17 protein-coding genes are annotated in these 17,424 nt (G+C 70.5%); 3 read left to right on the top strand and 14 right to left on the bottom strand.

Annotated features, from left to right (window positions below; all coding sequences use genetic code 11):
- Positions 1-3: 3 nt before the first annotated feature.
- The gene (locus ACFO0B_RS05920; protein ID WP_378611273.1) at positions 4-300 is read right to left on the bottom strand and encodes a putative quinol monooxygenase; all 297 of its coding nucleotides are present in this window, start codon (positions 298-300) and stop codon (positions 4-6) included.
- A gap of 352 nt (positions 301-652) precedes the next feature.
- Between ACFO0B_RS05920 and ACFO0B_RS05915 the strand changes: the two genes are divergently transcribed.
- The 3 genes from ACFO0B_RS05915 to ACFO0B_RS05905 all read left to right on the top strand — a co-directional run bounded on the left by ACFO0B_RS05915 (position 653) and on the right by ACFO0B_RS05905 (position 3,464).
- On the top strand, positions 653-1,792 hold the full coding sequence (locus ACFO0B_RS05915) for a glutathione-independent formaldehyde dehydrogenase (RefSeq protein WP_378611272.1): 1,140 nt from the start codon (positions 653-655) through the stop codon (positions 1,790-1,792).
- Between the two features lie 63 nt (positions 1,793-1,855).
- The gene (locus ACFO0B_RS05910) at positions 1,856-2,269 is read left to right on the top strand and encodes a GlcG/HbpS family heme-binding protein (RefSeq protein ID WP_378611271.1); all 414 of its coding nucleotides are present in this window, start codon (positions 1,856-1,858) and stop codon (positions 2,267-2,269) included.
- 163 nt (positions 2,270-2,432) lie between these two features.
- Complete coding sequence (locus tag ACFO0B_RS05905; protein WP_378611270.1) at positions 2,433-3,464, top strand: hypothetical protein; 1,032 nt, start codon at positions 2,433-2,435, stop codon at positions 3,462-3,464.
- Between the two features lie 154 nt (positions 3,465-3,618).
- On the opposite strand, the gene ACFO0B_RS05900 is transcribed toward ACFO0B_RS05905, so the two are convergent.
- The 13 genes from ACFO0B_RS05900 to ACFO0B_RS05840 all read right to left on the bottom strand — a co-directional run bounded on the left by ACFO0B_RS05900 (position 3,619) and on the right by ACFO0B_RS05840 (position 17,400).
- Positions 3,619-4,320 carry a hypothetical protein gene (locus tag ACFO0B_RS05900; protein WP_378611269.1) on the bottom strand — a complete coding sequence of 234 codons (702 nt, stop codon included), beginning with the start codon at positions 4,318-4,320 and terminating at the stop codon, positions 3,619-3,621.
- A gap of 129 nt (positions 4,321-4,449) precedes the next feature.
- Positions 4,450-5,175, bottom strand: a complete 726-nt coding sequence (locus ACFO0B_RS05895) for a class II aldolase/adducin family protein (protein ID WP_378611268.1) — start codon at positions 5,173-5,175, stop codon at positions 4,450-4,452.
- Positions 5,168-6,046, bottom strand: a complete 879-nt coding sequence (locus ACFO0B_RS05890) for an alpha/beta fold hydrolase (RefSeq protein ID WP_378611267.1) — start codon at positions 6,044-6,046, stop codon at positions 5,168-5,170. Before ACFO0B_RS05890 ends, ACFO0B_RS05895 begins: the two co-directional genes overlap by 8 nt.
- 6 nt (positions 6,047-6,052) lie before the next feature.
- Complete coding sequence (locus ACFO0B_RS05885; protein WP_378611266.1) at positions 6,053-6,901, bottom strand: alpha/beta fold hydrolase; 849 nt, start codon at positions 6,899-6,901, stop codon at positions 6,053-6,055.
- Positions 6,898-7,668, bottom strand: a complete 771-nt coding sequence (locus ACFO0B_RS05880) for a dienelactone hydrolase family protein (protein ID WP_378611265.1) — start codon at positions 7,666-7,668, stop codon at positions 6,898-6,900. Before ACFO0B_RS05880 ends, ACFO0B_RS05885 begins: the two co-directional genes overlap by 4 nt.
- Positions 7,665-8,471, bottom strand: coding sequence for an IclR family transcriptional regulator (locus ACFO0B_RS05875; protein WP_378611264.1), 807 nt, complete (start codon positions 8,469-8,471; stop codon positions 7,665-7,667). The genes ACFO0B_RS05880 and ACFO0B_RS05875 overlap by 4 nt, the downstream gene beginning before the upstream one ends.
- A 9-nt stretch (positions 8,472-8,480) precedes the next feature.
- Positions 8,481-9,428: a sugar ABC transporter substrate-binding protein gene (locus ACFO0B_RS05870; RefSeq protein WP_378611263.1), complete on the bottom strand. Its 948-nt coding sequence runs from the start codon at positions 9,426-9,428 to the stop codon at positions 8,481-8,483.
- Between the two features lie 31 nt (positions 9,429-9,459).
- Entirely contained in the window at positions 9,460-10,434 is a 975-nt protein-coding gene (locus ACFO0B_RS05865) for an ABC transporter permease (protein ID WP_378611262.1), read from the bottom strand.
- Positions 10,431-11,954 (bottom strand): sugar ABC transporter ATP-binding protein, encoded by a 1,524-nt coding sequence (locus ACFO0B_RS05860; protein WP_378611261.1) that lies wholly within the window; start codon positions 11,952-11,954, stop codon positions 10,431-10,433. The genes ACFO0B_RS05865 and ACFO0B_RS05860 overlap by 4 nt, the downstream gene beginning before the upstream one ends.
- A 28-nt stretch (positions 11,955-11,982) precedes the next feature.
- Positions 11,983-12,258, bottom strand: a complete 276-nt coding sequence (locus ACFO0B_RS05855) for a hypothetical protein (protein ID WP_378611260.1) — start codon at positions 12,256-12,258, stop codon at positions 11,983-11,985.
- A complete protein-coding gene (locus tag ACFO0B_RS05850) occupies positions 12,255-13,070 on the bottom strand; it encodes a DODA-type extradiol aromatic ring-opening family dioxygenase (RefSeq protein ID WP_378611259.1) in 816 nt (271 codons plus the stop codon). The genes ACFO0B_RS05855 and ACFO0B_RS05850 overlap by 4 nt, the downstream gene beginning before the upstream one ends.
- Positions 13,070-15,274, bottom strand: a complete 2,205-nt coding sequence (locus ACFO0B_RS05845; protein ID WP_378611258.1) for a hydantoinase B/oxoprolinase family protein — start codon at positions 15,272-15,274, stop codon at positions 13,070-13,072. The genes ACFO0B_RS05850 and ACFO0B_RS05845 overlap by 1 nt, the downstream gene beginning before the upstream one ends.
- Positions 15,274-17,400: a hydantoinase/oxoprolinase family protein gene (locus tag ACFO0B_RS05840; protein WP_378611257.1), complete on the bottom strand. Its 2,127-nt coding sequence runs from the start codon at positions 17,398-17,400 to the stop codon at positions 15,274-15,276. The genes ACFO0B_RS05845 and ACFO0B_RS05840 overlap by 1 nt, the downstream gene beginning before the upstream one ends.
- Positions 17,401-17,424 lie beyond the last annotated feature (24 nt).

Here is a 17,424-nt window from a genome sequence, read left to right as displayed (position 1 = left end):
GGTTCAGAGCTTGTTGGCGAGCACGTCGAGCCGGCTGATCTCGGGCGGGGTGGCGAAGAGCTCGTCAGCGCGTTCGCCGAGGGCCTTGCCGACCGGCCCATCGAGATGTGCGTCCCGCGCGGCCTCATCCGGGAATGCGTCGATGATGCCGAACGTCGAGGGGCCGAACCGTACCGCGAACCAGGGCTTCGTGCCGGGCTCCTGCTCGACGAGCGGCAACGCCGACCGGAGGAATTCCTCGACTGCGTTCTCCTTGCCGGGCTTGGCTTCGAGCCGGACCAGCAGCGCTTTGGTGGCCATATCGGATCTCCTGTTCGAGGTGGTGGACACGGTCCAGCATCACACCATCGACCGGCGATGGGAAGGAGCCGCGCGAACCCGAACAAACAAATCGATCTCACCCCCTAGCGATCGTGGAGCTACAAGAGGAGACTTCCTGATGGAAGGGAACGCGACGCCGGAAGGAATGCACCCACTGCTCGTCGGCTACGACTTAACTGTGCTGGTAGGCCGAACTTTTGGTGTAAATATTCGTTCCGTGCGCTGTTGCGTCGTTCGCCTTCAGGAACACGATCAATTCGGCCGGTCGTATACAGCTTGTGGCCGCCGCGCGGGCAGCAACCAGAAATGCCGCAGCTGAGGGAGTGTCGAAATGAAAGCGCTTGTGTACGACGGGCCACGTGCCGTGCATGTGAAGGATGTGCCCGATGCGAGAATCGAGCAGCCGACCGATGTGCTGGTGAAGATCACCAGCACCAATATTTGCGGATCGGATCTCCATATGTACGAGGGCCGTACCGATCTGGAGCCCGGGATGGTCCTCGGTCACGAGAATCTGGGGATCGTCGCAGAGGTGGGCAATGCGGTGGTCAAGGTGTCGGCCGGGGATCGGGTGTGCCTGCCGTTCAACATCGGCTGCGGTTTCTGCCGAAACTGCGAGGGAGGTCTTACCGCGTTCTGCCTGACGGCCCACCCGGATCCGGAGATGGCCGGCGCCGCATTCGGTTTCGCCGGAATGGGACCGTTCCGGGGTGGACAGGCGGAGTATCTGCGGGTGCCCTTCGGTGACTTCAACTGTCTGCGGCTGCCCGAGGACGCCGAGGACAAGGAGACCGACTACGTGATGCTCTCCGACATCTTCCCCACCGGATGGCATTGCACCCGCCTGGCCGACATGCAGCCCGGCGATTCGATGGTGATCTACGGGGCCGGGCCGGTCGGGTTGATGGCGGCGTACTCGGCGATGATCCAGGGCGCGAGCAAGGTGATGATCGTCGACCGGCACCCCGACCGGCTCCGGCTCGCCGAGGAGATCGGGGTCGTTCCGATCGACGATTCGGAAGGCGACCCGGTGGAGCAGGTCCTCGATCAGACCGGCGGGCGCGGCGCCGACAAGGGTTGTGAGTGCGTCGGGTACCAGGCGCACGACCCGCAGGGTCATGAAGACGCCGCGATGACGATGAACCGGCTCGTCGACTCGGTGCGCTTCACCGGCCACATCGGCGTGGTCGGCCTCTTCCTGCCCCGGGACCGAAACGGCCCCGACGAACTCGAACGCCACGGCAAGATCGCCTTCGACATGGGCAAATTCTGGTTCAAGGGGCAGAAGATGGGGACCGGGCAGGCCAACGTCAAGCACTACAACCGACAGCTGCGCGACCTCATCCACGAAGGCCGGGCCACACCGTCCTGGATCGTCTCGCACGAGCTCCCGCTGGCCGAGGCCGAGTCCGGCTATCAGCATTTCGACGCCAGGGACGACGGATGGACCAAGGTCGTCATGCATCCGTGAGGCGTCCCGGACCGAGAGGAGAACGACCATGGTGACGACACCCACGTCCCGAAGGAGCAGGTCATGACGGTGAACCAGAGCTCGATATCGCTCGATGACGCGCAGCGGGTGATCGCCGCCGGACAGGCGAGAGCCGACGAGATCGAGTCGCCGTCGAACATCGCGGTGGTCGATGCCGGCGGCAACCTGGTGGCCCACGTGCGGATGGACGGTGCCTGGATCGCCAGCATCGACATCTCGATCAACAAGGCGTTCACCGCGCGGGCGCTGGACATCTCGACCGAGGACCTCGCGGCCGACGCGGGTCCGGGCGGGCAGTTCTACGGGATACACGCCTCCAACGGGGGGCGCATCATGATCTTCGCAGGCGGCGTGCCGCTGCGGCGCGACGGCCGGGTCGTCGGCGCGGTCGGGGTCAGTGGTGGCACCGGAGAGCAGGACAAGACCGTCGCCGAGGCGGCCGTGGCGGCGATGTGAGCACTGGACTGCGGCGGCACAGCGAGGTCGCGAACCGGCGCCGCCGCCGACCTCGCACCGGGCTTCGACCGCGCCCGGTTCGATCGCTGCCGCCGGGCCGAGCCACGGTGTCGGCGTGAACCGGAGGCCGTTTGGCCGCTCGGGGCCAGGGTAGGCGGCCACAATGATTGGTGAAAAGTCCACAATTCTGCTGATCGCCGATCCCGGTGCTCCGGAGGTGATCGCCGGACATCTGTCCGATTCGCTCTCGGACACCGCTACCGACGGGCCCGCCTCCGACAACTGGGACGTATCGGTGCGGTGCCAGGCGTACCCGATCGACGAGCGCACCGAGTTCTCCGAGGTCGTCGACACCATCGACCCGGGTGGCGAGAGCGAGGACGTCGTCATCTACCTCACCGATCTGCCCCGGCGCCAGGGAACGACACCGGTGCTGGCCGACGTCAGCGTGCCGGACCGCTTCGCGGTGATCTCCACCCCCGGGATGGGCGGTGCGTTCATCCAGCGCCGGGTGCGGGACGTGGCGCGCACCGTCCTGGCCGAGGTGGCGAGCCGGCCCGGGAAACCGGATGCCCCGGCGAAGCGGCTGCAGCGCGTCCAGGACGACGACGGCGTTCACTACCTGGCACCGTCGGCGCTGTCCCGGCTGCGGCTGCTCGCCGGCATGGTCTACGCCAACCGGCCGTGGCGATTGGTGACCGGCATGTCGAAGGTGATGATGGCGGCCTTCGCCACCGGAGCCGTGAGCCTGGCCTATCCGACGATGTGGCAACTCTCCGCCACGATGGGGCCGTGGCGACTGAGCGCGGTCACCGTCCTGGCCACCGTGGCGATGATCGCCTGGCTCATCGTCGAACACCGCCTCTGGGAACGCCCGCGGCCGGGCGGCGAGCGGGAACGCGCGGTGCTGTACAACGCCTCGACGGTCATCACCCTGACCATCGGCGTCGTCGTCTTCCACGCCGCGCTGTTCGTCCTGCTGCTGCTGACCGCATGGTGGACGATCCCGCCGCAGATGGTCACCGAGAACACCGGACGGCCCATGGGCCTGGTGACGCTGCTCCTGATGGCCTGGCTGGTCGCCGCCGTCGCCACCCTCGGCGGTGCGCTGGGATCGGGCATGGAAGACGACGAGGCCGTCAAGGCGGCGACCTACGGTGCCCGGCAACGCCAGCGATTCGATCGCACGGACTGACGCACCCCGGTATTCGGCTCCGTTTCCTGGGGCGAACCCCGGACGGAGACAGGGTGGCCGGTGCGAACCGCGATGTCGGTTCGGCGCAGGCATTCTCGCCTGCGAGGTGCAGCCGCACTGCCTCCGCGAACACCGCGGAGGCAGTGCGGCTCGTTCACTTCGCCGGGAACGGCGCGTTGATGGTGCTCTGGTACTGGATGAACGCCGCGATCGCCACCGGCGCCCCGATCAGGAAGGCGCCGATGATCGCGCCGATCGGGGCGAGCGCACCGGCGCCGATCAGGCAGCCCGCGATCGGGCCCGCGCCGAACAGGGTGGCCAGCGGGCCGGTGAGCGCGGTGCCCGCGATGCCGCCGAGCAGGCAACCGATGGTCCCGGTGCCGACCGCCCCGATCACCGCGCTGACGGTGGAGGCCATGGAGATCGTGGTGGTCATCCGGGTCCAGGCCGCGACCTCGCGGTCGTACGGGGTCTTCCACGGAGCGCTGTCCTCGAAGGGCAGCGCGACCGGGTTGTAGCGGGCACGGTCCATCGACAGCACCGGGGTCAGCCGGGCGGTATTGCCCTCGACCCGCGCTTCGATCGGGAAGGCGATGTCGTCGTAGTTGAATTCCAGCGGGACCCCGGCCAGCACCTCGCCGGTGGCGGCGCGGATCTGGAATCTGCCGTCCTCGACGATCAGCGACCCGGACTCGATACTGATCACCGCGGCGGTGCCGTCGTGGTAGGCGCGGTAGTTCACGCCGGGGGCGACATCGACGGAGAGGTCGGGGGCGGCCTGCGCGGCTCCGGCGCCGACCATCGTCGCCGACAGTGCCAGGGCGAGCGCGGCGGCGGACTTGCGACAGTTCTTCATGGAGATTTCCTCATCTTCCGGAGGGTGGAGCGGTGCCCGAGATCCGGGCACGTCGGGGGGTGCGGGCCGCAGCGGGCCCGCGCCGGCGCTCGTGGCCGAGCGCCGTCGTGATTCTTCGATTCGGTTGTGCTAGCCGATGTTCGGGAAGGGGCCGCGTTGTTCCCGTTGCAGGAAGTTCCAGCCGGCCCGCACCTGCCCGGGGGCGTAGACCCGGGCTCGTTTGGTGCGGGCCTCGGCCTCGCCGGAGACCCGCAGCGGCTCGGCGCCCGCCGCGGCCGCGGCGGTCAGCTGCATCCGGCAGGCCTTCTCGAGCAGGACGGCCGCGAAGACGGCGTCACCGATCGACGGCCCCGCCACGACCACGCCGTGGTTGACCAGCAGCAGCGCATTGCGCTCCCCCAGTGCCGCGGCCACGCTTCGGCCCAGGCCGGGGGTGCGGATCAGGTCGCCGGTCTCGGTGAACCGTGCGATGTCGGGTGGAACGAACATCGTGGCCTCGTGTCCCACCGGCAGCAACGGGAGCCCGGTGGCGGCGAAGGCTGTGGCCGCCTCCGGGTGGGTATGGATCACGCACTGCACGTCCGGGCGCGCGCGCAGCACCTCGCTGTGGATGAACCGCTCGAGGTGGGGTGCGCCCTCGCCGAGGACGACCTCGCCGTCGAAGCCGAGGAGCTGGATGTCGGAGGTGCGGAGTTCCTCGAAGCCGAGGCCGGGCCTTTTGAGCCAGAAGCCGCGGCCGTCGGCGTCGCGCAGCGACAGGTGTCCCCACACCAGATCGGAGTGGCCGTTGGCGGCCAGTACTTTCCCGGCTTCGACGACGGCGGCGCGCTGGTCGCGGTCGCCCTGGTCAGCCACGGGGACCGGCGAGGAAATCACCGGCGATCTTGTTGAATTGCTCGGGTTGTTCGAACATCGGCCAGTGCCCGGCGTCGCTGATCGTGGCGAAGCTGCCGTTCGGCAGGATCTCGCTGGCGCGCTGTCCGACGGCGGCCCTGGTGGTGGGGTTCTTGTCGGTCCAGACGACGAGCACCTCGTGTTCGATGGCGGCCAGATCGGCCTGGTTCAGCAGGTAGGCGCGGTTCTCCTCGCTCGGTTGTTCGGCGACGAGCTTGGGCATGGCTGCGCGGCTGTCGGGCAGGGTGTAGATCCGGTAGCGGGCGTCGACGAGCTCTTCGGTCACCGTGGCCGGGTCGGCCATCAGCCACTCCAACCGGGCCCGCACGCTCTCCCGGGTGGGTGCGTCGACGGCCTTCCTGGTGACGTTCTGCACCCGGGAGTGCACCTCGGCGCTCTCCCGCCGGGCGGCTTCGTCGTCGAGCAGGATCCCGGCGCCGGTGGCGAAGACGATCTTGCCGATACGGTCCGGATGGGTCTTGGCGGTGTGCAGGGCGATCCAGCCGCCCAGGCTCTGCCCGACCACGTGGGCCCGCTCGATCTCGAGGGCGTCGAGGAAGCGCAGCAGGTGCTCGGTGAAGACCGGAGCGTGGTAGGTGACATCCAGCGGCTTGTCGGTGAAGCCGTGGCCGAGAGCGTCGATGGCGTGCACGCGCAGTCCGCGCTCGGCCAGCGGGACGACGTTGTGCACGAACCCTTCGACATGGCCGGTCAGCCCGCCGACCATGATGACGTGCTCGCCTGCCTCGCCGGCTTCCAGCGCGCGGGTGCGCCAGGGGCCGGCCTGGTGGTAGCGCACTTCGGCGCCGAGGGTCGAGGTCCAGAAAGACATGGGGAACTACCTTCCGAGATGGTGGAGGATCCGGGGGTTGACGATGTCGGGCCGCTCGTAGTGCGGCCACTGCTTGGCGGCGGCGACGGTGAGCAGCGCGGAGCCGTCGATCCCCGAGGCGGCCGCGCTCAGCAGCGCCGCGGGCAGGTGGCCGTGTTCACCGCGCACGAACAGCACCGGGCTCGTGATGGACCGGAGCCGGCCGTCGTCGAGCACGAAGCGGTCGTTGTCGGCGGTGCGCACCGCTTTGTGCACGGCGGTGGCGCCGGGCAGCCCGTACAGCCGGCGGCGCAGCTCGACCATTTCGTCGTCGCAGCTCGCCGGGTCGTGCAGCAGCTGGGCGAAGCGGAGCCGCACGTTCTGCTCGGACGGGTGGTCGAAGACCTGGCCGCCTGCCTCGGCGGCGCGGGCCACCCGCGGATCGCCGAGCCGTTCGGCCTGGCGCTGCAGCCCGGCGGGCTCGATCAGCACCAGGCGGGCGAATCGGCCCGGATGTTGCCCGGCCAGCAGCAGCGCGGCCCACGCGCCGAGGGATTGGGCCACGACGTCGAAGCCGCGCCCGTCGTCGAGCAGGTCGAGGACGGCGTCCACGTGCCGGGCGATCTCGCCGATGTCGTAGCTGGAGCCGGTCTGCGCGGTGAGCCCGTGGCCGAGCAGGTCCAGGCTGATGACCTCCGCGTGTGCCGACAGCGCGGTGACGTTGCGGGCGAAGCTCTCCAGGTGGCCGCCGCGGCCGTGCAGCAGCACGATCGGGCGGGGCCCGGACGGGCCCGGGGTGCGCACGATCCGGGTGCGGGTCCCGGCTGCGTGCAGGTAGTGGAGCTGTGACCCGAGGTAGGTGGACCAGAGCGTCATCGCAGGTGCTCGTCGAGGAAGGCCAGGGTTCGTTTCCAGGTCAGCTCTGCCGCGGCGGCGTCGTGGTTGGGGTGGGTGTCGTCGTGGTAGGCGTGCCCGGCGCCCGGGTAGCGGTGGAACTCCGCCCCGCGGGCGGCGGTGGGGGCCGCGGCTTCGACGGCGTCGATCTGGTCGGCCGGGATGGCCGCGTCGTCGCCGCCGAAGTGGAACTGCACCGGTGCGTTCAGCTGCGGCAGCAGTGGCAGCCGGGATCGCGGTTGCCCGCCGGTGGTGTATTCGGCGGGCAGGACCGGGATGCCGTACAGCGAGACGATGGCGCTCAGGTCGCGAGTCTGCGCGCCCCAGGCGAGCACGGTGCCGCCGCCGAGGCAGAACCCGATCGCCGCGGCGGCGGCCGGATCTGCGGCCGGGAGTTCGCGCGCGAAATCGAGCCCGGCCTGCAGGTCAGGAACGGCCCGCTCGTCGGCGGCGGCGCGGAAGGCCAGCGAACGACGCTCTTCGGGGGTATCGAAGTTCTGCGGTGGCATGCCCCCGACCCGGCTGAACAGGTCGACGGTCAGGCTCACGTAGCCGGCGGCGGCGATCCGGCGGGTGACCTCGCGGCGATGCTCGGTCACGCCGAGGTTCTCGTGCGCGGTGACGACCACGGGGTAGCGGCCTTCGGCGGCGGGGACCGCGAGGTATCCCCGCACCAGGTCCGGGCCGGAGTCGAAGTGCACCCAGCCTGACCGGGTGCCGTCCGCACCGGTGATGAGATTGGTTTTCACAGCGATTTCCTCGTTCGTCCGGGCGGGCGGCCGCCCAGGGGTTCGATGGTGGTGGCCGCCAGATCGGCCAGGCCGGCGCCGATCTCGGCGAGCCGGGCTTTCGAGCCGCGCGTAGCGGGCACGATCACCGCGACCGCGCCGAGCGGGCGGCCGCCGACGGCGACCGGCACCGCGACCCCGGAGACCCCCGGGATGTACTCGTTGCTGTCGGTGGCGTAGCCGCGCCGGCGTGCGAGGGCGACTTCGCGGATGAGGGTGTCGGGGTCGATGACGGTCTCCGGGGTCCGGCGTACGAGGTGGATCCGCGGGATCAGCGCATCGGACTCCTCCACGTCGAGCCCGGACAGCACGGCCTTGCCGATACATCCGCTGGCCAGTGCCGACCGTTTGCCGACCGGGGAGGCGACGCTGAGCGGGTGGACCGAGTCGACCCGGCTCATGATCACCACGGAGTTGTCGATCCAGTTCACCCCGGCGATCAGGATCGTCTCCCCGGTGTGCCCGGCGATCTCCCGGACCATGTCGGCGGTGACGCTGATCAGCGGGCTCGAGTTGGAGACCAGCCCGCCCAGTTCCAGCAGCCGGGTGCCGAGCGCGTAGGTGCCCCAGTCGTCCTGGCGCAGGAATCCCCGCTCGACCAGGGTGCGGGCCAGGCGGTGGGTGCTGGAGAGGGGAAGCCCGACGGTCTCGGCCAGTTCGCGCAGCGTCAGCTCCGGGTGGGCGGCGTTGAAGGCGAGCAGGATGTCGACGGCGCGGTTGACCGACTGCACCGGCTGGGAGGATGTTCCGCTGGTCTCGGGCATGGTCGCCGCTCAGCCGCAGTAGGAGGGAGCGTCGGCGATATTGTTCCTGGTGACGACGGTGGTCGGGATCTGGTCGATCACCGGCCCGTCCTGCGGGGTGGCCAGCAGCTCGCCCATGGTGCGGACGGCTTTCACGCCGAGGGCGTAGGGGGAGCTGGCCACCAGCATCGCGAACTTGCCCTGCTCGGTAGCTTTCAGCCCCTGCTCGGTCCCGCCGTTGGTGACGATCTTGATGTCGGAGCGGCCCGCGTTCTCGAAAGCGGTGAGCACGCCGAAGGCCATCTCCTCGTTGGGGACGAACACGTACCGCACCCCGGGCTGGGACTGCAGCAGGTTCTCGGCCACTTCCTGGGCCTTCGCGCGCTGGAAGTTGCCCGGCTGTTCGAAGACCACCGTCGCCGAGCCGGCGAGCTGGGATTTGAAGCCCTTGATGAACAGGTCCGAGGCGGCGCCGGGGGTGCCTGCCACGATGGCGACATCGGCGCGCTGGCCGGCCGAGTCCTCGTTGATCCAGGTGGCGGCCTTCTTGCCGGTGGTGAGGACGTCGGAGAGCTCGGCTCCGGCGACCTGGTCCATGTTCGGCCCGCCCACCGAGGTCAGGAAGATCGGGATGCCGGCGGCGTTGGCCTTGGCCACGGCGCCCTCGAGGGAATCGACGTTGACCGTCTGCAGGACGATGGCATCGACCCGGCGCACGATCATGTCCTCGACACCGGATTGTTCCTTGGCCGGGTCGTGCCCGGAGTTGCTGGTCACCAGGTCGAGCGAGGACGCGGTGGCCTGGTCGCGGACGCCTGCCTCCAGGCAGCGGTGGAACTCGAGGTTGTCGGCGTTGACGAAGCCGATGGTGCGGGCGCCGTTGCCCGCGGATCCGCCGCAGGCGGCGACGGTGCCCGCGAGCGCCGCGGCCAGGCAGGCGGCGGTGACGGTGCGAGCGGTGGTACGGAAGGGGTGCATGGCGAAGGCGCTTTCGGAAGAGGTGGCGGGGTCAGTGGGTTTCGCGGTGCCGGAACCGGTTCGCGATGGCGGCGACGAGCAGGACGGCGCCGACGGAGACGGGGTGGTAGAAGGAGTCGATCTGCAGCAGGTTGATGCCGTTGGCGACCACGCCGAGCAGCAGCACGCCCAGGACGGTTCCCACGACCGTGGCGCTGCCGCCGTGCAGGGCGGTGCCGCCGATGACGACCGCGGCGACGACGGTGAGCTCGAGGTAGAGCCCGGCGGTGCCGGGGCTGGCGGCGCCGAGCCGGGAGAGCAGCATGATCCCGGCGACGCCGGCGAGCACGCCGTTCAGGACGTAGAGCGTGACGGTGTGGCGGACCACCGGGATACCGGCGAGCCGGGCGGCGGTCGGGTTGCCGCCGATGGCGAGCGCGTCCCGGCCGAAGCGCGTCCAGCGCAGCAGCAGCCCGGCGCCCAGGCAGATCAGCGCGGCGATGATCAGCAGGTACGGGATGCCTGCGAGCTCGCCGGTGCCGAGCCAGGTCAGGCTGCGGCCGACCGAGATGCTCTGGCCGTGCATGGTGATCAGCGCGACGCCGTCGAGGATGGTCGCGGTCGCGAGCGTCGTCACGAAGGGTGCCACCTTGAAGTAGGTGATCACCAAGCCGTTGATCAGTCCGAAGAGTGCGCCGAGCACCACGCCGCAGCCCGCGGCGAGCGCAACCGATGATCCGGAGTCGACGAGCTCGGCGACCACCGCGACCACCACCGCGACCTGGCTGCCGAGGGAGAAGTCCAGTCCGCCCGAGGCCATCAGCACGGTCAGCCCGGCGGCCAGCACCGCGATCACCGCGACCTGGCGCAGCACGTTGACCAGGTTGGGGCCGGTGGCGAAGACCTCGGACTGCACGGCGAGGAAGCTGCAGGTCACGAGGAGGACCGCGACGAGGCCGAGGTGTTTGGACACCGCGGCGGGTAGTCGCTCGGTGGACAGGGCCGGAACATAGGTCGCGGCGGTCATGAGGTACCTCCCAGGAGAAGATGGGTGAGCTCGGGGTGGGTGAGGTCGTCGGCGGAGACCTCGGCGACGACTCCCCCGTCGCGTACGACGACGATGCGATCGGCCAGCCGCAGCACCTCGTCGATGTCGCAGCTCGCGATCAGGATCGCGACGCCGGCACCTGCCAGTTCGTCGATCAGCGCGTGGATGTCGGACTTCGCGCTGACATCGACCCCGGCCGTCGGCTCCTCGAGCAGGCATGCCGACAGATCGGTGCCGGAGAGCCATTTGCCGAGCAGCACCTTCTGCTGGTTGCCGCCGGAGAGCGAGACCACCGGCGGATCGGACTGCAGGGTGACGACGCCGAAGCGCTCGCGCGCGGCGCCTGCCCGCTCCCGCAGCCGTTTCCAGTTCACGATCGGGCCGCGGGCGGCCGGGTCGAGCGCGGTGATGTTCTCGCTCACGCTCAGCTCCGGCACCAGCCCCTGCCCGAGCCGGTCCCCGGTGACGCAGCGCAACCCGCTGCGCAGGGTCTCCGCGACCCGATCGGGCCGGATCGGGTTGTCGCGCACCGTGACCGAACCCTCGTACCCCCGGCGCAGCCCGCTCAGGAACGGGAACAGCTCCTGCTGGCCGTCCCCGGCCGGGCCGAGCACCGCCACGATCTCACCGGCGTCGACGGTGAGATCGAGTGGCCGCAGCCGTCCGGGGCGGGCCAGCCCGCGGATCCGCAGCACCGGGTCGTGACCGCGCGGCGCGCGGGCGGGCCGTTCGTTCACCACCGCCGAGCCGACCATGGCGTGCACGATCTCGTGGCTGGTCAGCTCCGCGGTCGCGGCGTCGAGCACGGTTCGTCCGTCGCGCAGCACGGTGACCGCGTCGCTGATCCGCATCACCTCGTCGAGGTGGTGGGAGATGTAGACGATGCTCATGCGCTCGGTCAGCGAGCGCACCAGCCGGTGGATCAGGGCCGCGTCGTGCCCGCCGAGGGTGGCGGTGGGCTCGTCCAGCACGAGGAGCCGCCCGCCCCGGTGGGTTTCGCGCGCGATTTCGACGAGGGTTTGCTGACCGGGACCCAGTGTGTCGACAGTGACCTGCGGGTCGATGTCGAGTTCGAGATCGTCGAGCATGCGCCGCGCGATCGTGCCGGCCTCGCGCCAGGACACCGCGCCGCGGAGCCGCGGCAACCGACCGAGCAGCAGGTTCTCCGCCACCGTGAGCGCGGGCACCAGGGTGCGCTTCTGGTACACCGTGGCGATCCCCGCGGCCCTGGCCGCGCGCGGCCCGCCGTGCGCCACCGGCTGCCCGCCGATCCGGATGGTGCCCGCGTCGGGCGCGATCGCGCCGCTGAGCACCTGGATCAACGTCGACTTCCCGGCGCCGTTCATCCCGAGCAGGGCATGCACGACACGGTCGCCGACCCGGAAGTCCACGCCGTCGAGCGCGCGGGCGCCGCCGAAGGACTTCACGATCCCGGTCATCTCGAGCGCGAGCGGCGCGGCGGCGCCGACGTCCGGGACGGCCGGTCGGTCCGCGGTCACGGTTCGCTGTTTCACTGGCCCGCCCATGTCAGCCTCCGGCGTGGCGCGCCGGGGATTCCGGCTGCGCGTGGGTGTACAACCGCCCGTGCGGAATGCCGAGCAGCACGAGCAGGTTTCGCAGCGCCACCGGGTTCATGCCGTCGGCGCGCAGGAAGTGCGCATCGAGTTCGGCCACCGCGACGGCTTCGCCGGCGTCGATGTCGTAGCCCGCCAGCACCGTGTCCGGGTTCGCGCGATAGGAGTCGAGCAATCCGTCGACGTGTTCGAGGTCCCACGCCAGCTTGGTCAGGCCGAGCACGCTCATGCCGTCACCGCCAGGGAGACCACGCCGATGCCGATGGCCCAGTCCGGCATCGGCGCGTACCCGAGCACCGTCGCCGTTCCGCCCGCGCAGGCCTGGGCCAGCAGCCAGGTGCGGATCTCGAGCGCGCCGTTGCCCGCGTGCTCGAGGATCTCGGCGTCGGTGAGTGCGAGTACCTCGTCGATCTCGCCGCGTTCGAGGCGGCCGAGGAACTCGTGGTCCCACGCCTCGTTGATCTGCCCGAACTCCGGCAGCCCCACCCAGTGCGAGACGCCGCCGGTGGCGATCAGGGCCACCGAGGTCTCGGCGGGCAGCGCGGTGATCGCTGCGCGCAGCGCGCGACCGAGGTCACGGCAGCGCGCGAGCGACGGCAGCGGCGGAGTGTTGCAGTTGACGAAGAACGGCACCACCGCGCGCCGGTGCAACCCCAATCGCAGGATCGGGACCATGAACGAGTGGTCGAGCTTCATCTCCATCGCCTTCGCGACGTCGAATCCGGCCGCCACCAGCTCCGCGTGCAGCGCGTCGGCGCTCTCCGGCGCGCCGGCCACCTCGCCGCCGGGGTTGCCGAACTCGCCCCATGCCGGGAAGCGCGGAGCCGAGCCGAGGCAGAAGATCGGGTAGTGCTCGAGTCCGAAGGTCTCGTAGTGGTCGGTGGCCACCACGATCACGACGTCGGGGTCGGCCGCGGCGAGATCGGCGGTCAGCTGTTCCCATGCGGTGTTCAGGACGGTGTTGCGGTCCGGGTGCGCGCCCGGGTTCTTGATGATCGCGCCCACGTGCGAGGTGGCGCCGGCACAGACCAGGTGGCCCATCAGAGCGCCACCTCGAGGTCGTGCGGGCGGTCCGCGCCGCGGCGCGCGACATCGGCCGAGAGCAGCGCACCGCAGGCCGGACAGGCGTAGCGCCGGATCTCGAGCACGTCGGAGAGGCGGGTGGCGAGGCTGACGCGGTGCACGTCGTGCTCGATCTGCTCGCCGGCGTTCGCGCGCCAGGGCCGCGTCGATTCCGCGAGTACGTGCCCGCAGCGGCAGGCGGTGTAACCGGTGCCGTCGGCGGCGCGCACGAGCTCCAGTGCCGAGCCGAGCGGGCCGACCCGGGTCAGCTCGCCGTCGGGCCGGGCGATGTCCGATTCGGCGCGGGGCCAGGCACGCCGCTCTCGCTTGAGCTCGTCGCGCCGGTTGCGCGAGGCGTCGCTGTCGATCGCCCCGTCGGCGGTGAGCACCAGCCCGTAGAGCCGCCGCGCGGCGTCGGCGGAGACCGCTCCGTAGCGCAGATCCTCGGCCAGTGCCTCCAGCGAGCGCGCCAGCGGGTCACCCCAGCCGCCGCCGGACTGGTGCACGGTGGCCAGAACGTCGCCGGAGGAGACCGGGAAGGCCCCCTGGCGGCCGTGCATCCGCGGCCGTTCGCCGGCGATCAGGTCGGGGTCGGAGACGTGCACGCCGCGGGCGAACTGCTCGAGCACGTCGGTGCCGACGACCAGATCCCTGATGTTCTGGGTGCCGGGGTAGCCGCCGAAGATGCCGGTCGAGTTCGGCGCCTCCCAGCCGTGGCCGTTGCACATCGCCTTGAGTCCGCTGCCGCGGTGCACCAGGAAGGTCGAGCCCATGCTCTGGCCGCCGCGGAACTCCCCGGCCCCGCCGCTGTCGGTGACCAGCCCGCGCCGCAGGTACAGCAGCGGGGTCTCGAGCTCCATGTCCTCGGCGTTGGAGATGCGCTGGCGCTCGATGTTGTGCTGGCCCTGGGTCCAGACGCCGTCGCGGTGGCCGTAGGCGCCGCCGCCGGTGGCCAGGCAGTCCAGGATCACGTGGGTGAACGGGTCGCCGTGGGCATTGTGGCCGCTGAGCACGAACTGGTCGGGGCCACCCGCGGGGGCGGCCTGGGCCTCGCCGATCAGCTCGTCGGAGCAGGCGACGAGCTTGGACAGCGCCTCCACCGCGGTCATCTCCACCAGCCAGCCGGCCTCGAGCGCGCCGCCGGAGACCGCGGCCGGGCGCACGGCGTTGCAGATCAGCCCTTCGGGGGCGTGCACGGTGAGCGGGCGGAACAGCCCTTCGTTCCACGGGGCGTCGTAGGCCAGGGTGGGCAGCAACGCGGCGTTGATGCCCGCCATCAGCCCCGACGAGGTGCAGTTGATGTACCCCTCGACCTGCGGTGACGAACCCGAGTAGTCGAAGTGCAGCCGATCGCCGGTCTTGGTGAGCACCAGGTCGACCTGGTAGACCTCGTTCAGCCCGCCGTCGTTGTCGAGGTAGGCGGTGCTGCGCACGGTGGCGTCGGGCAGTTCGCGCAGCCGGTTGCGGAGGCGGCGATCCGACAGGTCGATCAGCCCGGCCATCACGGCCTTGACGGTGTCGACGCCGTACCGCTCGGCGAGCTGGGTCATGGCGCGCACGGCGGTGTTGTTGGCGCCGATGAGCCCGCGCAGGTCGAGGTTGACCGCGGGGGCGGCGCGGGTGTGGGCCATGATCAGGTTCCACACGTCGGAGCGGATGCGGCCGTCCTCGACGAGCTTGGTCGGAGTGAGCTGCAGCCCCTCCTGGTAGCACTCCGTCGCGTCGTTGCAGAAGCTGCCGGGGCGGGAACCGCCGACGTCGGGCATGTGGCACATCGCGCCGGCCCAGGCCAGCAGCTCGCCCTCGAAGAAGATCGGGGCGACCACGCCCATGTCCTGGGCGTGGATGGCGCCCTTCCACGGGTTGTTGACCACGAACATGTCGCCGGGGTGGATGCCGGGGTCCTCGCCGCAGTCCTCGATCACGTGCCGGGTGATCAGTGCCATCGAGGCCGAGTGCAGCAGGATGGTGCGCCCCATGGCGGCGACCGACCCGTCGGGCAGGTAGAGCCCGACGTTGAAGTCGTTGGCGTTGACCACGTGCGGGGAACCGGAGATCGCGGCCAGGGTCGCGCCCTGCTCGTCGGTGATGGCGAGCAGCCGATGCCTGATCACCTCGAAGGTGACCGGATCGACGTCGGGCGCGGACGGCAGGGTGGTGTCCGGATCGGAGACGGTGGTCATCAGTTTCCCTTGCAGTTGATGATGATGTTGACGTCGCTGTCGACGGCCAGCTCCTGCCCGGGGCCGACCACGATGGTCGTGCCCTCGAACTCCAGGACCGCGGGGCCGATCAGCTCGGCGCCGGGGCCGACGAGCTCGCCCCGGAACACCGGAACCTCGACCCGTCCGACCTCGGCGAAGACCACTTCGCGCGCACCGATCCTGGCGACGGCGAGGTCACCGGCGGTCGGCGGCGCGGCGGGTGCGAGCGCGTCGACGGCCACCCGGCCCTCGACGCGAAGGGTGTTCAGTTCCAGCCCGGCGCTCCGCAGCGCGGTGCCGGTGCCGTAGATGCGTTCGTAGGTGCCGAAGAACTCCTCGACCACGGCGCGCATGACCTCGACGGTGACCTCGCCCTCGGGCAGCACGACCGGCAGTTCGTGGGTCTGGCGGCGGAACTTCAGGTGCACCGAGCGCACGAACCGGGCAGCGGGGTCGGCGTCGAGGTCGGTGTGCACCCGGGTGGTGAGGTCGTTCAAGCCGGCGTTGAGCCGGCCGAGGTCGAACTCCGCCGCCGCGTCGGCGGCGCCGGGGGCGGTGCGCTGCAGATCGGTGGCCTGCAGGGCGCGGAACCGGTCCGCGGTGACGGTGCCGTAGGCCGAGTGCACGGTGGAGGTCGGCGGCACCACCAGGGTGTTGATGCCAGCGGCCTGGGTGTAGGAGCAGGCGTGGGTCGGGCCGGCGCCGCCGTAGGCGAACACGGCGAAGTCGCGGGGGTCGCGGCCCTGCTCGACGGTGACCTTGCGCAGCAGGTCGGCCATCTGGTTGTCGGCGACGGTGCGGATGCCGAGCGCGGCCTCCTCGACGGTCATGCCGAGCGGCTCGGCGACGTGCGTGCGGATGGCCTCCTCGGCGCCGGCGCGGTCGAGCGTCATCCGGCCGCCGAGGAAGTAACCGGGGTCGATGATGCCGAGGACGACGTCGGCGTCGGTCACGGTCGGGCGTTCGCCGCCGCGGCCGTAGCAGGCCGGTCCGGGCACCGAGCCGGCGCTTTCGGGGCCGACGACCAGCGCGCCGACCTCGTCGACCCAGGCGATCGACCCGCCGCCCGCGCCGATCGCGGTGACCTTGATCCGCGGAATCGACAGGTGGTAGTTGCCGACCTCGCTCTGCCGCTCGACCAGCGGTTCGCCGTCCAGAACCAGCCCGACGTCGAAGCTGGTGCCGCCCATGTCGCTGGTGATGACGTTGCCGAAGCCCATGGCCCCGGCCAGCTTGGCGGTGGCCAGCACGCCGCCGGCCGGGCCGGAGGTCAGCAGCGATGCGGACCGGCGCGCGGCGTCCGCGGCGCGCATCACCCCACCACCGGAATCCATCACCGACAGTTCGCCCTGGAATCCGGTGCGTTGCAGCCGCCCCTCGAGGTTCTCCATGTAGTCCCGGATGACCGGGCCGAGGTAGGAGTTGACGGCGGTGGTCGCGGTGCGCTCGTACTCGCCGATCACCGGCGCCACCTCGTGGGAGAGCGTGAGGTAGACCTCCGGCCACTCCTGCTCGACGAGCTCGAGCACCCGGAGTTCGTGGGCCGGGTCGAGGAACGACCACAGGAACGACACCGAGAGCGCGGTCACCCCGCTGTCCCGCAGCCGGCGCAGTGCCGAGCGCACCTCGTTCTCGTCGAGCGGCAGCAGAATCCGTCCCGCGGCATCGACACGCTCGGGGATCTCCGCGATATCCGCGCGGGCGACCAGCGGCTCGGGGTTGCGGCGGCGGCTGTAGTGTCCGGTCGCCGAGCCCATCCCGACCCAGGAGGTCATGCTGCGCTGAATCAGCATCGTGTCGGCGAAACCGGCGGTGGTGAGCAGCCCGGTGCGCGCGCCCTTGCGCTCGATCAGCGCATTGGTGGCCGCGGTGGTGCCGTGCGCGAAGTAGCGGATCTCGGTGGCGAACTGTGCCAGCGGCTTGCCGATCGCCTCGGCGGCGAGCTCGAGCGCGTTGATGATTCCCTGCGAACGATCATGCGGGGTGGTCGGCGACTTGAACAGCCGCGGCCGCTGCCCCTCTTCGAGCAGCACGAGATCGGTGAACGTACCGCCGATATCGGTACCGATCAGGTACCCGCCCGGCGTGGTCGTGGATGTAGTCAAGGATTCGTCTCTCTTCGCGGTGGA

This window comes from Nocardia jiangsuensis, from assembly GCF_042650385.1.
Lineage (GTDB): Bacteria > Actinomycetota > Actinomycetes > Mycobacteriales > Mycobacteriaceae > Nocardia > Nocardia jiangsuensis.
This window is presented reverse-complemented; position numbering and strand designations above follow the sequence as displayed.

What these genes read in the sequence shown, in the direction of transcription:
- ACFO0B_RS05850 (WP_378611259.1), bottom strand. Translation starts at nt 13,070, where the DNA reads ATGGGCCACCTGGTCTGTGCCGGCGCCACCTCGCACGTGGGCGCGATC.
- ACFO0B_RS05905 (WP_378611270.1), top strand. Translation starts at nt 2,433, where the DNA reads ATGATTGGTGAAAAGTCCACAATTCTGCTGATCGCCGATCCCGGTGCT.
- ACFO0B_RS05865 (WP_378611262.1), bottom strand. Translation starts at nt 10,434, where the DNA reads ATGACCGCCGCGACCTATGTTCCGGCCCTGTCCACCGAGCGACTACCC.
- ACFO0B_RS05845 (WP_378611258.1), bottom strand. Translation starts at nt 15,274, where the DNA reads ATGACCACCGTCTCCGATCCGGACACCACCCTGCCGTCCGCGCCCGAC.
- ACFO0B_RS05885 (WP_378611266.1), bottom strand. Translation starts at nt 6,901, where the DNA reads ATGACGCTCTGGTCCACCTACCTCGGGTCACAGCTCCACTACCTGCAC.
- ACFO0B_RS05910 (WP_378611271.1), top strand. Translation starts at nt 1,856, where the DNA reads ATGACGGTGAACCAGAGCTCGATATCGCTCGATGACGCGCAGCGGGTG.
- ACFO0B_RS05900 (WP_378611269.1), bottom strand. Translation starts at nt 4,320, where the DNA reads ATGAAGAACTGTCGCAAGTCCGCCGCCGCGCTCGCCCTGGCACTGTCG.
- ACFO0B_RS05875 (WP_378611264.1), bottom strand. Translation starts at nt 8,471, where the DNA reads ATGCCCGAGACCAGCGGAACATCCTCCCAGCCGGTGCAGTCGGTCAAC.
- ACFO0B_RS05870 (WP_378611263.1), bottom strand. Translation starts at nt 9,428, where the DNA reads ATGCACCCCTTCCGTACCACCGCTCGCACCGTCACCGCCGCCTGCCTG.
- ACFO0B_RS05915 (WP_378611272.1), top strand. Translation starts at nt 653, where the DNA reads ATGAAAGCGCTTGTGTACGACGGGCCACGTGCCGTGCATGTGAAGGAT.
- ACFO0B_RS05920 (WP_378611273.1), bottom strand. Translation starts at nt 300, where the DNA reads ATGGCCACCAAAGCGCTGCTGGTCCGGCTCGAAGCCAAGCCCGGCAAG.
- ACFO0B_RS05890 (WP_378611267.1), bottom strand. Translation starts at nt 6,046, where the DNA reads ATGTCTTTCTGGACCTCGACCCTCGGCGCCGAAGTGCGCTACCACCAG.
- ACFO0B_RS05855 (WP_378611260.1), bottom strand. Translation starts at nt 12,258, where the DNA reads ATGAGCGTGCTCGGCCTGACCAAGCTGGCGTGGGACCTCGAACACGTC.